At 64.8% G+C, this 14,080-nt stretch carries 13 protein-coding genes; 4 read left to right on the top strand and 9 right to left on the bottom strand.

Going from position 1 to position 14,080, the window contains the following annotated elements; translation table 11 throughout:
* Positions 1-159 precede the first annotated feature (159 nt).
* The 3 genes from UP06_RS16285 to ileS all read right to left on the bottom strand — a co-directional run bounded on the left by UP06_RS16285 (position 160) and on the right by ileS (position 4,497).
* Complete coding sequence (locus tag UP06_RS16285; protein ID WP_045003826.1) at positions 160-891, bottom strand: hypothetical protein; 732 nt, start codon at positions 889-891, stop codon at positions 160-162.
* A 93-nt stretch (positions 892-984) separates the two neighbouring features.
* Complete coding sequence (lspA, locus tag UP06_RS16280; RefSeq protein WP_045003825.1) at positions 985-1,479, bottom strand: signal peptidase II; 495 nt, start codon at positions 1,477-1,479, stop codon at positions 985-987.
* Positions 1,480-1,488: 9 nt separating this feature from the next.
* Positions 1,489-4,497, bottom strand: coding sequence for an isoleucine--tRNA ligase (gene ileS, locus UP06_RS16275; RefSeq protein ID WP_045003824.1), 3,009 nt, complete (start codon positions 4,495-4,497; stop codon positions 1,489-1,491).
* 263 nt (positions 4,498-4,760) lie between these two features.
* Here ileS and UP06_RS16270 point away from each other — a divergent pair, with 263 nt between their 5' ends.
* Positions 4,761-5,150, top strand: a complete 390-nt coding sequence (locus tag UP06_RS16270) for an MbcA/ParS/Xre antitoxin family protein (RefSeq protein ID WP_045003823.1) — start codon at positions 4,761-4,763, stop codon at positions 5,148-5,150.
* A gap of 9 nt (positions 5,151-5,159) precedes the next feature.
* Positions 5,160-5,600: an RES family NAD+ phosphorylase gene (locus UP06_RS16265; RefSeq protein WP_045003822.1), complete on the top strand. Its 441-nt coding sequence runs from the start codon at positions 5,160-5,162 to the stop codon at positions 5,598-5,600.
* Positions 5,601-5,604: 4 nt separating this feature from the next.
* On the opposite strand, the gene UP06_RS16260 is transcribed toward UP06_RS16265, so the two are convergent.
* On the bottom strand, positions 5,605-6,576 hold the full coding sequence (locus UP06_RS16260) for a bifunctional riboflavin kinase/FAD synthetase (RefSeq protein ID WP_045003821.1): 972 nt from the start codon (positions 6,574-6,576) through the stop codon (positions 5,605-5,607).
* 231 nt (positions 6,577-6,807) lie between these two features.
* Here UP06_RS16260 and UP06_RS16255 point away from each other — a divergent pair, with 231 nt between their 5' ends.
* A complete protein-coding gene (locus UP06_RS16255) occupies positions 6,808-7,203 on the top strand; it encodes a response regulator (RefSeq protein WP_007596883.1) in 396 nt (131 codons plus the stop codon).
* Positions 7,204-7,283: 80 nt separating this feature from the next.
* Here the strand turns inward: UP06_RS16255 and UP06_RS16250 are convergent, their stop codons facing one another.
* From UP06_RS16250 to UP06_RS16240, 3 genes are all read right to left on the bottom strand, one after another.
* Positions 7,284-8,138: a TIGR01459 family HAD-type hydrolase gene (locus UP06_RS16250; RefSeq protein WP_045003819.1), complete on the bottom strand. Its 855-nt coding sequence runs from the start codon at positions 8,136-8,138 to the stop codon at positions 7,284-7,286.
* Positions 8,139-8,153: 15 nt separating this feature from the next.
* A complete protein-coding gene (locus tag UP06_RS16245; protein WP_045003818.1) occupies positions 8,154-9,614 on the bottom strand; it encodes an EAL domain-containing protein in 1,461 nt (486 codons plus the stop codon).
* A 140-nt stretch (positions 9,615-9,754) separates the two neighbouring features.
* Positions 9,755-11,317, bottom strand: a complete 1,563-nt coding sequence (locus UP06_RS16240) for a winged helix-turn-helix domain-containing tetratricopeptide repeat protein (RefSeq protein ID WP_045003817.1) — start codon at positions 11,315-11,317, stop codon at positions 9,755-9,757.
* Positions 11,318-11,437: 120 nt separating this feature from the next.
* On the opposite strand from UP06_RS16240, the gene UP06_RS16235 reads away from it, so the two are divergent.
* A complete protein-coding gene (locus UP06_RS16235) occupies positions 11,438-12,280 on the top strand; it encodes a class I SAM-dependent methyltransferase (protein ID WP_045003815.1) in 843 nt (280 codons plus the stop codon).
* A gap of 12 nt (positions 12,281-12,292) precedes the next feature.
* On the opposite strand, the gene UP06_RS16230 is transcribed toward UP06_RS16235, so the two are convergent.
* Positions 12,293-13,423, bottom strand: coding sequence for a YihY/virulence factor BrkB family protein (locus UP06_RS16230; protein ID WP_045003814.1), 1,131 nt, complete (start codon positions 13,421-13,423; stop codon positions 12,293-12,295).
* Positions 13,424-14,011 carry a phage holin family protein gene (locus UP06_RS16225; RefSeq protein WP_045003813.1) on the bottom strand — a complete coding sequence of 196 codons (588 nt, stop codon included), beginning with the start codon at positions 14,009-14,011 and terminating at the stop codon, positions 13,424-13,426.
* Positions 14,012-14,080 lie beyond the last annotated feature (69 nt).

The raw sequence follows: 14,080 nt of genomic DNA, 5'->3' as shown, positions 1-14,080 counted from the left end.
GCACGGCATGGTACACCGCGCGGCTGAGGCTTCGCGTCACGAAGCAGAGAACGCTATCAAGGCGCAACTAAATTGCACGTAAGCTAATCGTGCGCCGGGTCACACAGACCGGGCGCGCCAGATCGGCGCCTGTCGAGACGCCGCGGCGGGCGACGGGCGCTATTGTTCCCTGTCCTTGCCGGACATGATGTCGAAGTACATATGCTTCGTCTTATCCATCCCCTCGCCATAGGCATAGCTCGACGAAGGCGTCTGATATCCCGGAGGCGGCTCGGTCAGCGACTGGCGCGGCGGCTCGCTTGTGAACGGCTTGGACTCGGCTTTGCCGCCGACGCCCCTCATCATGTTCCAAAGGCCGCCGGTGAAACCGAGTTCGGCGGGGCTCAGCGACGGGTTGCCGTTGGTGCCCGGCTGGATCGGATCGCTGTTCGTGCGCTCGGGGGCGGCGGTCTGGCCGGCCTTCATCTCGGCGGGCGTCAACGGCTGGGCCGCCTGCCAGTTCTCCGTTGCCTTGACCGCCTTCTTGCGCTGAGCGATGGCCTCCTTGCGGCGCCTCTCGTCTGGGTCCTTCGGCCAGTTCGGTGCGTTCTTGGCTTCGGTCCCGGCGGGCGGCGGCAGGTCGAGCTTGGGTGGCACCACCAGCGGCGACCGCTCGCGGTACTCGATACCTTTCTTCTCCATGCTCTTGGCGCCGATGCCGGACATCAAATTGTCGATGAGCTTCTCTTCGAAGGTCATGTCGTCATCGTCGTCGCCGTCGTCACCGGCGCGGACCGGGCCTGCCGCCATGACGAGGCCGATGCCGAGTGCGACGGCGGACAATTTCAGCGCCCGCCAAATCCCCGTCCGGGGGTCTCGAACCATCGAACCACTGGTCTCGGAGCTGCGCATACCTGTACCTGTTCCAAATTGTGGCAGATGCCGCGTCACGCGCAGCCGCCCCTCGCAAAGCAGGGTTCCATCTCCGGTCCGTATCGGCCGGGATCAGGGCGCTTTTGCGGCGGGTACCCCCAGGAAGGAATCATACAATAGGGCCGCCACCCCGGCAACGATGGCCACGTCAGCCAGGTTGAAGACGTACCAGTTAAAGGTATTTCCGGCGATCTCGATATGAAACAGAGCGAAATCCACCACTGCGCCATAGGCCAGGCGGTCGATGCCATTGCCGATGGCGCCGCCGATGATCAGCCCCAGTGCGACGGTCGCCAGGAAGGTGTGCGACCGGGCCATCCAGATCGCCAGCGCGACCACTGCGATGGCCTTCACCGCCATCAGCGCGAGCTGCGCCGCCTGGCTGTCGTTCTGGAGCCAGCCGAAGCTGATCCCGATGTTCCAGGCCAGCACCAGGTCGAAGAACGGCGTCACCTTCACCACGCCGCGACGGGCGAGGTCGAACCCGTTCAGCAGCCAGAGCTTTGAGGCCTGGTCGAGGATGACAGTGATGACGGCCGAGATGATGCCGACGCGGAGCGGGGTCATGGCCGGGGATCAGACCCCCACCCCCAGCGCCTTCCATTCGCGCAGCGCCTTGGCGTCGCGCGGGGTGACGTCGGGATATTCAGGGTCTTCGCCGACGGTCGGCGAAATCTTCCAGGAGCGGGCGCATTTGGTGCCAACCGCCTTCTCCACCACGACCGCGACGCCGGGCACGGCATCGAGACGGAACGCATTCGCCGGCGCCTCGCCCTCGCGCACCTCGTAGTTCGAGGTGATGCAGATCTCGGCGAGATCGGTGTCGAACAGCGTCGCCAGCATGTCGCGGTCGGCGATATAGATGACCGGCGAGGCCTCCAGTGACGAGCCGATGTTCTTGGCGGCACGCTCGAGCTCGAGGGCGCCGGTGACGACGCGGCGGACGTCGCGGATGGTCTCCCACTTCGCGGCGAGCTTGTCGTCGCGGAGCTTTTCGAGACCTTCCGGAAACTGCGTCAGATGCACCGACGGCTCGGCATCGGGCTTGTACATTCGCCAGCCTTCTTCCGCGGTGAAGCTCAGGACCGGCGCCAGCCATTTCAGGATCGAATTGCACAGCAGGTCGATTGTGGTCAGCGCCGCCTTGCGCGTCAGCGAGGACGGCGGATCGCAATACAGCGTGTCCTTGCGGATGTCGAAATAGAACGCCGACAGCTCGCTGTTCAGGAATGCCGACAGCGTCGCCACCACGCTCTTGAAATCGAACGTCTCATAGGCCTTGCCGACGGCCTCGGCCCGGATCGCGAGCTCATGCAGCATCAGCCGTTCGAGCTCGGGCATCTCGGCGGGCGCAACTGCGTCGGCCGGCTTGTAATGGTGCAGCGTGCCGAGCATCCAGCGCACGGTGTTGCGCAGCTTGCGATAGGTCTCGACCGTGTTCTTCAGGATCTCGGGGCCGATGCGCTGATCGTCGGTGTAGTCGCAGGACGCGACCCAGAGTCTCAGGATGTCGGCGCCGGATTCCTTGATGACGGCCTGCGGCTCGATGGTGTTGCCGAGCGACTTCGACATCTTGCGGCCGTCCTCGGCCTGGGTGAAGCCGTGGGTCAGCACGATGTCGTAGGGCGCGCGGCCCCGCGTGCCGCAGCTCTCCAGCAGCGAGGAGTGGAACCAGCCGCGATGCTGGTCCGAGCCTTCGAGATACATCACCGTGTCGGTGCCGCCATCGACCTTGCGCTTGATGCCGGCAAGGCCGGGGAAATGCACGGGGTCTTCGAGCACGAAGGCGTGCGTCGAGCCGGAATCGAACCAGACGTCAAGGATGTCGTCGACCTTCTGCCAGTCTTCGTTGGCGCGTGAGCCAAGGAAGCGCTCGCGGGCGCCCAGTGCGTACCAGGCGTCGGCGCCTTCCTTTTCGAAGGCGTCGCCGATGCGGGTGTTGACGGCCTCGTCCTGGAGGATTTCGGCGGAACCGTCGCCCTTCTCGCGCACGAATACCGCGATCGGCACGCCCCAGGCGCGCTGCCGCGAGATCACCCAGTCGGGGCGCGCCTCGATCATGCCGTTGATGCGGTTCTCGCCGGATGGCGGCACCCATTGGGTCACCGAGATCGCGTGCAACGCGCGGGCGCGCAGCGTGTCGCCGGTCTTGGTCTTGCCGTTCGTCGCAATGTCCTTGTCCATCGCGATGAACCATTGCGGCGTGTTGCGGAAGATCACCGGCTTCTTCGAGCGCCAGGAATGCGGGTATTGGTGCTTGAGCCGGCCGCGCGCGAGCAGCATGCCCTTGTCGACGAGCGCCTTGATCACGGCCTCGTTGGCGTCGCCCTTCTCGCCCTTGTCGTTGATGACGCGCTTGCCCGTGAAGCCCGGCGCCTGGTCGGTATAGGCGCCGTTCTCGTCAACGGTGTAGGGGATGGCGCTGTTGATGCCGCGTGCATCCAGCTCGCGCGTGCTCGCTGTCCAGACGTCAAAGTCCTCGCGGCCGTGGCTGGGCGCGGTGTGCACGAAGCCGGTGCCGGTGTCGTCGGTGACATGATCGCCGGACAGCAGCGGCACGATGAACTCGTATCCGCCGGCAAGGCCCTTCAGCGGATGGGCGCATTCGATCGCGTCCATGGTGTCGCCGGGGATGTCGCGCACCTTCTTATAGGCCGTCACGCGCGCCTGCTTGAATACCCCTTCGGCGAGCGCATCGGCGAGGATCAGGAGATCGCCGGTCTTGGCCCAATTGTCAGCCGGCGCGTCGGTGATCTCAAAGAGGCCATAGGCGATCTTCGGCGAGAACGAGATGGCGCGGTTGCCGGGCAGGGTCCAGGGCGTGGTGGTCCAGATCACGACGCTTGCCGACGCCAGCGCGCCATGGGCGGGCGAGGTGACCGGGAATTTCACCCAGACCATATCGGACGTGTAGTCCTCGTACTCGACTTCGGCCTCGGCCAGCGCGGTCTTCTCGACCACGCTCCACATCACCGGCTTGGAGCCGCGATAGAGCGTGCCGTTGGCGGCGAACTTCATCAGCTCGCGCGCGATCTGGGCCTCGGCCGGATAGTTCATGGTGGCGTAGGGATGGTCCCAGTCGCCGATCACGCCGAGCCGCTTGAACTCCTCGCGCTGCACGTTGAGCCAGTGCGTGGCATAGGCGCGGCATTCTTTCCGGAAATCGATCATCGCGGCACTGTCGCGGAAGTCGGGCTTCTGCTTGCCCTTCTTGCGATAGTGTTCCTCCTCGACCTTCCATTCGATCGGCAGGCCGTGGCAATCCCAGCCGGGCACGTAGTTGGAATCGAAGCCGAGCATCTGCTGGCTCTTGGTGACGAGATCCTTGAGGATCTTGTTCAGCGACGTGCCGATATGGATGTTGCCGTTGGCGTAGGGCGGGCCGTCATGCAGCACGAACTTGTCGCGGCCCTTCGCATCCTCGCGCAGCTTCTCGTAGAGGCCGATCTCGTACCAGCGCTTGAGGATCTCCGGCTCGCGCTGCGGCAGGCCGGCGCGCATCGGAAATTCCGTCTGCGGCAGGAATAGGGTTTTCGAATAGTCTTTGGCTTCGGACTTTTGGGACTTTTGCGGCTTTTCGGACATGAGGCTGACTGGCTCGGAAGGGCGCGGGAACAGATGGCGATGCGGAATCGCGGGTGAAACGACAACATCCCGGTCTTGCGCCGAGCCGAAAGCTCAGGCGGAAGCCGGGCCGCTAATTCCTATGATGCGCCGCGCAAACATGGGCTCTCCATAGCAGCCGGGCGGGGGAAGCGCAAAGGGGCGAACGGCCCAATCCTGACGGCGAGGCACTATTGCGGAATTCTGCAGCAGAACTAATGTATTGATTAACGGAGACTAATTCCATGAACGCGGAGCCGCTTGCCGAGGTGTTCGAGGAGCTCAAGCAGCTCCGCCGACTTGGTAGAAGGCGAGATGCCCAGGCACATCCAGAGATTACATCCTCCCTTGAGGACGCTTACGCTGTGCTGGTCGAGGCTGGCCAGAATGATACCGCGGAGCTAATCCGCCAGGTGATAGACGATCTTTCTCCATCGGGGTCGCTGGTCAGAACTCTGGAGATCAGGACGCTGGCCAACCGCGTCTTTGGTGATACGGCAAAGGCAGTGGCTTGGCTCGATCGACCAAATCGGTCCTTATCTGGCCAGAAGCCGGTCGATCTGTTGCAAGATGAACTTGGCGCGGCTGTCGTCCGCGAGTTGCTTGAGCAGATCGATCACGGAATTTTTGCCTGAGCCCGTAAGATGGAGCTCTGGCGGATTTCGAACTACACCGATTTGTCCGGAATAGGCGGCCTGAGGGCCGCGGGCCGATGGCATTCGCAGGGCAGGCGGATCGTCTATCTCGCCGATCATCCGTCGAGTGCGTTGTTGGAAATGCTGGTCCACATGGATCGAGATCTTATCCCGCCAGCATATCAATTGCTGCGTGTCGCGGTCCCCGACGACCTTCTCGCTGAGACCGTCGGGCCGGAATTGCCTCTGGATTGGAGGACCCAGACGATGGTCAGCCGTGAGATTGGCGATCGCTGGCTCGATCGGTCGACAAGTGCGCTCTTACAGGTGCCATCTGCGATAAGCGCGCAAGGAGCCAACTTTCTCTTGAACCCTGCGCATCCTGATGCAGCGCGCGTCAGCGTAGCCGAGGTGATCCAGGCGCCATTCGATTCACGGCTGCTCGGCTAATGGATCAATCGACCACCCCAAGCCGCGGAAACGCGTCCGGGGCGGCGGCCAGCATGGTGCGGGCGTGGGCGGAATCGTCGTCCATCTGGCGGATCAGGGCCTCCAGGCTGTCGAATTTCAGCTCCTCGCGGATGAAGCCGATGAAGGCGCAGTCCAGCGCCTGGCCGTACAGGTCGCCCTTGAAGTCGAACAGGAAGATTTCCAGCAGCGGTGCGCCATTATCGAAGGTCGGGCGGCGGCCGAAGCTCGCGACCCCGTCGAGCCGCTCGGCGCCGCGGCCGACCCGCACCGCATAGATGCCGTACTTCAGGCCGCAATTGGCATCGAGCCGGATGTTGGCGGTGGGATAGCCGAGGTCGCGGCCGCGCTTCTCGCCATGAATGACCTCGCCGGTGATGAACCAGGGGGCGCCCAGCATGGTCGTCGCCTCGTCGATCTGGCCTTCCGCGAGCGCGATCCGGATGGCGCTGGAGGAGACCGGGCGTTCGTCGATATCGACATGCGGCTGCACGTCGACCTCGATGCCGAGCCGGGGCGCCTCGCTGACCAAAAGGCTCGGCGAGCCGACCCGGCCCTTGCCGAAATGGAAGTCGTAACCGACCGCGATGCCGCTCACGCCAAGGCGTCCGATCAGGTCATGGTGAATGAAATCTTGCGCGGTCGTCCCGGCGCGGGCCTTGTCGAAGGTCATGACCACGGCGCCAGCGAGCCCAGTCCCGGCCAAAAGCCGTAGCTTGGCCCGCTCGTCCGTCAGGCGGAATTGCGGGGTGTTCGGGCTGAAAAACCGGCGCGGATGTGGCTCGAAGGTCAATGCCAGCGCAGGCCGGCCCTGCACCCGGCCCATCTCCAGGGCTGCCGCAATCACGGCCCGATGGCCGAGATGGACCCCGTCGAAATTGCCCATGGCGACCACGGCACCCCTGAGAATCGTCGAATCCGGCGTGATGTCGCGAATAACGGTAAAATGCGGGGCCATCAGGGGAATTTCTCGAACCGGCGGGACCGGCCGGACCGTGGCTTGACCCACCCGATGAAGTCAAGCGGGGGGATGCGACCGCATTGAACGCGATTTCAATTGATCGGGGGCGCCCCCAATTAACGGGCTGTTTAACGCCTTGGTGCTAGTCCTTGAAATGTGGAACTGCGGGCCCCGGCCTTGGCAGCTCCAATCGTAAATATTTCCTGGGTATGCGTTGGGGGAGTCGAGATGGCGGTTGATTTGTCGATGTCGGTTCTAGTGGTGGACGACTACAGCACCATGATCCGTATCATCAGGAATCTGCTGAAGCAGCTTGGCTTCGAGAACATCGATGATGCCAGCGACGGTTCGGCAGCGCTGAACAAGATGCGCGGCAAGAAGTACGGCCTCGTGATCTCCGATTGGAACATGGAGCCGATGACGGGTTACGACCTGCTGCGCGAAGTGCGCGCGGATCCCAACCTCGCCACCACGCCCTTCATCATGATCACGGCAGAATCCAAGACCGAGAACGTGATCGCGGCCAAGAAGGCCGGCGTGAACAATTACATCGTCAAGCCGTTCAACGCGGCGACGCTGAAGACCAAGATCGAGGCGGTCTTCCCGGACATGGCGAGCGCGTAAGGCGCTATCAGAGCCATCGGCTGAATTCGGAAGGCCCGGGCTGGTCCCGGGCCTTCTGCATTTGTCCGGACGCTAGATCGCTACCACTTCAACTCGCGCATCAGCGCCTTCGGCGGGTGGCCGAACAATTCCATCACGGATGCCGGGTCGAGCTGGTCGAGGCCCTCGAACTCCTCGGAATGGATGCCGCGGGTGACGAACAGGCAGTCGATACCGAATTCGCGCGCGCCGGTGAGGTCGGTGCGGACGGAATCGCCGATCGCCAGCACCTTCTTCCGATCGATCTGGTGGCCCTGGCGTTCGCCGGCCAGCCGCATCGCACGCTCATAGATTGGCCGGTGCGGCTTGCCGTAGAAGATCACCTCGCCACCGAGCTCGCGATAGAGCTCCGCGATCGCGCCGGCGCAGTAGATCAGCCGGTCGCCGCGCTCCACCACGATGTCGGGGTTGGCACAGACCAGCGTCAGCTTGCGCTCGCGCGCCTTCAGCATCATGCCGCGATAGTCTTCCGCCGTCTCGGTCTCGTCGTCGTAGAGACCGGTGCAGACGATGTAGTCGGCCTCTTCCAGCGGCGCGAGCACCGCATCGAGGCCGCGATAGATCGAGTTGTCGCGCTCGGGGCCGAGCCAGAACATTTTCCGGCCAGGATGGTCGGCGACATAGAGCCGCGTCAGATCGCCGGAGGAGACGATCGCGTCATAGGTCTCGTCGGCGACGCCGAGCTTGCGCAATTGCCGCTGCACGGAGTCGGCCGGGCGCGGCGCATTGGTGATCAGGATCACCGTACCGCCACGGCTGCGATAGGTGTGCAGTGCCTCGCAGGCCTCGGGGAAGGATTCCAGGCCGTTATGGACCACGCCCCAGATGTCGCTGAGCACGACCTCAACTCCGCCCACGAGCTCGCGCAGGCTTTCGGCGAAATGCAGCGCGGTCATGATGCGCGCGGCCGATCAGACACGGCGCGCGAGCGCCGCGTTGCCGGTGATGCGTGGTGACGGAGGGGCGGCAGATGTTGCGCCCGGGCTGGGTGTACCGGAGCCATTAGATCCCTGAATGTCCTGCGCCTGGTTCGGCGCGGCCCCGGCGGTAGCAGAAGCCCCCTCGGGTCGCAATGGCCGGGGCGGCGCGAACAGAAAGCCCTGGCCGAACCGCACGTCATAGTCGAGCAGATCGACCACTGCGCGCTCGCCCTCGATCCGCTCGGCGATCAGGTCGATGCCGAAGCGGCCGAGCAGGTCGGACAGGTCGGAGGGATGAATGTCCGAGGTCGACGCCTGCCTGGGGTCGAGCAGGAGGGACGCGGGCACCTTGATGAAGCGCACGCCACGGTCGGCGAGCTCGCGCGGCTCGATCCGCAGATCCGTGACATGGTCGATCGAGAAGCGGAAGCCGCGCTGCGCGAGCGCGGCGAGGTTTTCGGTCTCGGCGGGGCCGAGGCTGCGGAAGGTCGACTGCTTGAACTCCAGCACCAGTGACGGCGCCAGCGCCCGGTTGGCCTCGAGGAAATCGAGGCATTGTGCGAAGGTGGTGGAGTTGCCGAGCGTGGAGGCCGCGACGTTGCAGAACACGCCGACATCCTTGTTGCGCACCATCAGCCGGCGCAGCACCTGCACACAGCGCAGCATCACCATATTGTCGATGCGCCCGATCAGGCCGGAGGCCTCAGCGAGGCTGATGAACTCCTCGGCGGCGATCATCTGTTCGCGCTCGTCGCGCACCCGCGTCACCGCCTCATAGAAGCGCACCTTGCGCTGCGGCAGCGTCACCATCGGCTGGAGGAAGATGTCGATGCGGTTCTCGTCGATGGCGTTGCGCAGCGTCGCCAGCATCTGGGTCTGGTTGCGTGCGCCAGCAGCGGCATGGACCATTGGTGCGGGTGCGGGCCGCGGCGCTGCCGGGAGCGGGGGCCGCGGCGCAACCGGGCGCTCGTCGGGCATGGCGATCAGATCAATCGGCCCCTCCAGTTCAGGCTTCGCGAGCGGAGCCGGGGCAGGAGCCGGCGTGCCGTCAGCGAGCAGGTCCTCGTGGGCCGACACCGTGGCAGCGAGCTGCCTGACCAGCCCGCCGAGCTCGTTGATCTCGCCGACCACCGACTGGATGCGGTCGGAATTGGTCGAATTGGACGAGGCGATGCGTCCCTCGACCGCCGCGAGCCGGCGGCCGAACTCGGCCACCTGGCGGGCGAGGTCGGCGGTGCCGCGCGACAGATCGGCGATCTGGCCGCCGACGTCGCTGCGGTCGCGCAGCCGCATCGACACCGCGTTGTAGAGGATCAGGAAGGTCAGCGCGGTCAGCGCCACGATCGCAGATTCGGTTCCGCTGATGCCGGCGACCGAGTAGAGCACAAGCCCGAGCGAGGCCGCGACCAGAACCATGCAGATGGCGATGAAGATCGTCGAAATGCGAATCATGCCGCGCGTTACGCCTCAAGTGCTGACTGCCTCACCGGGAAAACACGGGTCGCTATCCGAACCCGTCACGCCTCATGCTCCCCAAGCCGCATCACCCTAACATCATTGTTGATTCGAGGGGATAGCGGCCTGTTCGCGGCTCAAGTCAGGCCAGCCCGGCGAAAGCCTTCGAGGTAGCGCTCACGGTCGGGGGCGAGCCTGATCGGCATGAACTCGGCGATCCAGGCCAGCGAGACGTTCGGCTGGGCGCGGCGGAGTTCCTTCAGCGCGACGCTGGCGATCGTGCCGTGACCCGCCATGGCGGCGGCCGCGGTCAGCACCCTGTGTGCGCCGACGAAGTCGCTGCGCTGGCGCAAGGCTTCCTGCGCGAGCCGGATCGCCTCCTCATAATCGCCGCCGAGGAAGCGGGCATAGGCGGCGATGCCGAAATAGACCGGGGCGTAGGGGTCGCGCGGGCTGAGGCGGATCGCCCGGCGCGCGGCCGCGTCGGCGTCCCGCCAGCGGCCGCAATAGCCGAGCGCCAGGCCGTAATAACCCTGCGCCAGCGCAAAGTTTGGATTGAGCCGCAGCGCGGTCTCGAACTCGGCCAGCGAGTCGTCGAACCGCCGCGCGAACAGATGAACATGACCGAGCGCATTATGCGCCCAGGCATCCTCGTCGTCAGCGCGAATCGCGGCACGTGCCGCGCGCTCGGCGACGGAGATCGCGGCGGCCATCTCCATCCAGCCCATATGCGCCGCGAACATGTAGCTGGTGCCGAGCAGCCCGAGCGCCTTGCCGTAGTTCGGGTCGAGCGCGATGGCCTTTTCGAGCAGGGCCTGCGCCACCACGTGGTCCTGCCGCGTCACCCGCCAATAGTGCGACAGCGCGCGCATCAGCAGATCCCAAGCGTCCATGCTGTCGGGCGGCTTGCGCTGGGCGCGAAAATTCTCCGCGGCATAGAGCTGCGGCTCGATCGCGGCGACGATCGCTTCGGTGATCTCGTCCTGCACGGCGAAGACGTCGGCGAGCTCGCGGTCGTAGCGTTCGGCCCAGAGATGGCTGCCGGTGGCGACGTCGTTGAGCTGCGCGGTGATGCGGACACGGTCGCCGTCCTTGCGAACGCTGCCTTCGACGACATAGCGAACGCCAAGCTCTTCGGCGACCTGGCGCAAATGAACCGTGCGGCCCTTGTAGATGAACGACGAGTTGCGCGCGATGACGAAGAACCAGCGCAGCTTCGACAGCGCGGTGATGATGTCCTCGCTGATTCCGTCGGAGAAATAATCCTGCTCGGCTTCGCCGCTCATATTGGTGAAGGGCAGCACGGCGATCGCCGGACGGTCGGGGAGCGGCAATTCTGCGCCTGTCGCGTCGGACGGCTTGCCTGCCGCAGGCGGTGGGGCTGCAGAGGAACGTTCTGTGACCTCGCCGACGAAGCGCACGCCCTTGCGCGCGACGGTGCGGATCAGCCGCTGCTCCTCGCCGGTGTCGCCAACCGCGCGCCGTGCCGAATTGATCCGGCTGGTCAGCGTCGATTCCGAGACGACGCGGCCGTTCCAGACAGCATCGAGCATATTATCCCGCGTCACCACGCGCTCGCGGTTGCCGATCAGATAGAGCAGGAGATCGAACACCTGGGGCTCGAGCGCGACGAGCATATCCGCCCGCCACAATTCGCGGCGCTCGGGATCGAGCACGAAATCCTCGAATTGAAACGCCACGCCTTGCCTCGGCTCCTGCCCGGAAATCAAGGTACTCTCAGCGTAAAATAACGCCACTCTCAAGGCCAGCGAACCGCCAGCGCCCTATCGTCCCGGCAGTTTCAACCGCAGGAGATTGCCATGTCGACATCCGCAGCGCTCAGCGCGCAGGCCACAGTCCAACCCGATCTCGTCGCCGTCAAGCAGCGCCAGCACGGCGCCTGGTCGTCCGGCGACTATGCCGTCGTCGGCACCACCTTGCAGATCGTCGGCGAGCAGCTCTGCGAGGCGCTGGATTTGCGCGCCGGCAGCAAGGTGCTGGACGTTGCCGCCGGCAACGGCAATGTGACACTGGCCGCGGCGCGGCGCTGGTGCGACGTCACATCCACCGATTATGTGCCGGAGCTGCTCAAGCGTGGCCGCGAGCGGGCGACAGCCGAGCATCTGACGATCGAATTCCGCGAGGCAGACGCCGAGGCGCTGCCGTTTCCGGATGCCAGCTACGATGTCGTGGTCTCGACCTTCGGCGTCATGTTCACGCCGGACCAGGACAAGGCGGCGTCAGAACTCGCGCGGGTCTGCAAGTCCGGCGGCAAGATCGGCCTCGCCAACTGGACGCCGCAGGGCTTTATCGGCCAGCTCTTCAAGACCATCGGCAAGCATTTGCCGCCGCCGGCGGGTGTGAAGTCGCCGGCGCTGTGGGGCACGCCGGCGCGGCTTCAGGAGATGTTCGGAAGCCAGGCCTCGGAGATCGCCGCCGAGCCACGCATGTTCGTGTTCCGCTATCGCTCGCCGGAGCACTGGCTCGAGGTCTTCAAGTCGTTCTACGGCCCGATGCTGAAAGCCTTCGCCGCGCTCGACGAGACCGGCCAGGCTGCGCTGAAGCGCGATCTGATGACGCTGCTCGCCGAGTTTAACCACGCCGATGACGGCACGGTGGTGGTGCATAGCGAATATCTCGAAGCCGTCATCACCAAGCGCTGAGGCGGAGTTCGGTCAGCTCGGCGCCGCGGCGCCGACCGTATCGGCTGATACGGCATCGCGACTGCCGAGCGGCTTGGGCCGCCCGGTGGTCGTGTCGTGCAGAGTCTGCCGCTCCACCTCGGAGTTCAGCTCGGCCCCGAACATGATCACAATCGCCGACATCCACATCCACATCATCAAGCCGATCGCTGCGCCGAGCGAGCCGTAGGTCGCGTTGTAATTCGCGAATTTCGACAGGTACCAGGACAACAGCGCCGAGCCGGAGATCCAAAGCATGGCGGCCGCCATCGCGCCGATGCTCAGCCATTGCCAGCGCGGTGCGTCGCGGCTGGGTGCGAAGCGGTAGAGGATCGCGAGCGCCGCGAGCAGGATGACGAGCAGCAGCGGCCAGCGTGCGAGTGCGGCGATCAGCTGGCTCTCCGGAGCGATGCCGAGATGATCGAGCGCGAGCGGGAACGCGACCACGGCAGCCACCATCAAAAGCAGTGCTAAGATGGCGCCGATCGTGAAGGCCAGAGAAATCAGGTTCAGCCGGATGAAGCTGCGCTTCTCGCGTTCCTCATAGGCGACATTGAGGGCGTCGAAGATGGATTTGACGCCGGCATTGGCGCTCCAGATCGCGAGCACGAGGCCGGACAGGAAGGTGATGCCGAGCGCTGTATTGCCATTTGATACGACGCGCGCAACCTGATCCTCGACAATCTGGAACGCGCCCTCGGGCAGCATCATCGCCAGCGTCTGAAGGTTGGCGCTGATCGTGGAGGGATCGGCGAACAGTCCGTAGGACGAGACGAGCGCCGTCACTGCGGGAAAGACCGCGAGCAGTCCGAAGAAAACGACGCCACCTGCAGTCGCCAGCAGGCGATCGTCGTCGATGCGCTGATAGGTGCGCCAGAAAATATCCTTCCAGCCAGGCCAGGGAATCCCGAACGGGCTTCTCGCGCGACGGCCATGGCCGGGCTGCATCGCTGCGCCCGCAGGGTTTGTTTCCGGCGAATTTGCCTCATTGTTCCGGTGGTCTTGCGGAGGTCCGGATCGGACGAACCCGGAGTCCTCGAAGTAGCGCTTCGCGGTCAGCACGAAGATTGCCGTGGCGGCGACCAGGACCCAACTGTCGAGCTGGTCGGAGCGCCCCGCACGCATTCAGGCGTCCAGTCCATGCCTGCCGCGCTTGCGGCGCGCTGCCGCGAAGCCCAGCAACCCGACAGCGGCGATCATGACGCCGAGCTGCACCGGGCGGTTGGCGCGAGCCAGCCGCGCCTTGCCGCCATGGCTTCGTTCGCCCGGCGCGTGCGGTACCAGCGGAATCGTCGTCGCGACCTCCTTCAGGGCCTGTCCGACCGTTCCGCGCGGAACGCGCGGGGTGACGACCGCCACGCGCAGGCGGCTGGCGAGCGGCACGATCGGCCTGGTCTTACGATTCATCTGAGCTATGGCCGCGCCGGCACAGATCGCGGCCAGCATCAGAAGCACGGCGCCGACCGCGCCGAACCCCCAGAACTGTCCGTAAGTGAGTGCAACCCAACGGTACAGCGCCATCAGGCCGACGAAAAAGGCTGCGATGACGAATAAGGCCGCCACCGCGAACAGTCCGCCGGCCACTGCGTAAGAGGTTACCTTGCCGGTTGCGTGGTTCGTTCGGTCGCGAAGATAGGATTGTGTGGCGCGTTTGACGTGGTTGAGCTTGAGCGCCAAGCCGGCGCGCAGCAATTCGCCCGATGGCGCAAGCATGCGGACATCCCTCTGAAAGTCGAAAACCCTTATTCGGGGATGAACGTGGCGGCGTTTGACTTGTTCCGC

The organism is Bradyrhizobium sp. LTSP857, assembly GCF_000938285.1.
Lineage (GTDB): Bacteria > Pseudomonadota > Alphaproteobacteria > Rhizobiales > Xanthobacteraceae > Bradyrhizobium.
Note: the sequence above shows the minus strand (reverse complement) of the source record. Positions and strands in the feature narration are given on the sequence as shown.

Bases quoted from the DNA above. Each gene is read 5' to 3' on its own strand.
- UP06_RS16255 (WP_007596883.1), top strand. From the start codon at position 6,808: ATGGCGGTTGATTTGTCGATGTCGGTTCTAGTGGTGGACGACTACAGC.
- lspA (WP_045003825.1), bottom strand. From the start codon at position 1,479: ATGACCCCGCTCCGCGTCGGCATCATCTCGGCCGTCATCACTGTCATC.
- UP06_RS16245 (WP_045003818.1), bottom strand. From the start codon at position 9,614: ATGATTCGCATTTCGACGATCTTCATCGCCATCTGCATGGTTCTGGTC.
- UP06_RS16230 (WP_045003814.1), bottom strand. From the start codon at position 13,423: ATGCGTGCGGGGCGCTCCGACCAGCTCGACAGTTGGGTCCTGGTCGCC.
- UP06_RS16260 (WP_045003821.1), bottom strand. From the start codon at position 6,576: ATGGCCCCGCATTTTACCGTTATTCGCGACATCACGCCGGATTCGACG.
- UP06_RS16235 (WP_045003815.1), top strand. From the start codon at position 11,438: ATGTCGACATCCGCAGCGCTCAGCGCGCAGGCCACAGTCCAACCCGAT.
- UP06_RS16270 (WP_045003823.1), top strand. From the start codon at position 4,761: ATGAACGCGGAGCCGCTTGCCGAGGTGTTCGAGGAGCTCAAGCAGCTC.
- UP06_RS16285 (WP_045003826.1), bottom strand. From the start codon at position 891: ATGCGCAGCTCCGAGACCAGTGGTTCGATGGTTCGAGACCCCCGGACG.
- ileS (WP_045003824.1), bottom strand. From the start codon at position 4,497: ATGTCCGAAAAGCCGCAAAAGTCCCAAAAGTCCGAAGCCAAAGACTAT.
- UP06_RS16265 (WP_045003822.1), top strand. From the start codon at position 5,160: ATGGAGCTCTGGCGGATTTCGAACTACACCGATTTGTCCGGAATAGGC.
- UP06_RS16225 (WP_045003813.1), bottom strand. From the start codon at position 14,011: ATGCTTGCGCCATCGGGCGAATTGCTGCGCGCCGGCTTGGCGCTCAAG.
- UP06_RS16250 (WP_045003819.1), bottom strand. From the start codon at position 8,138: ATGACCGCGCTGCATTTCGCCGAAAGCCTGCGCGAGCTCGTGGGCGGA.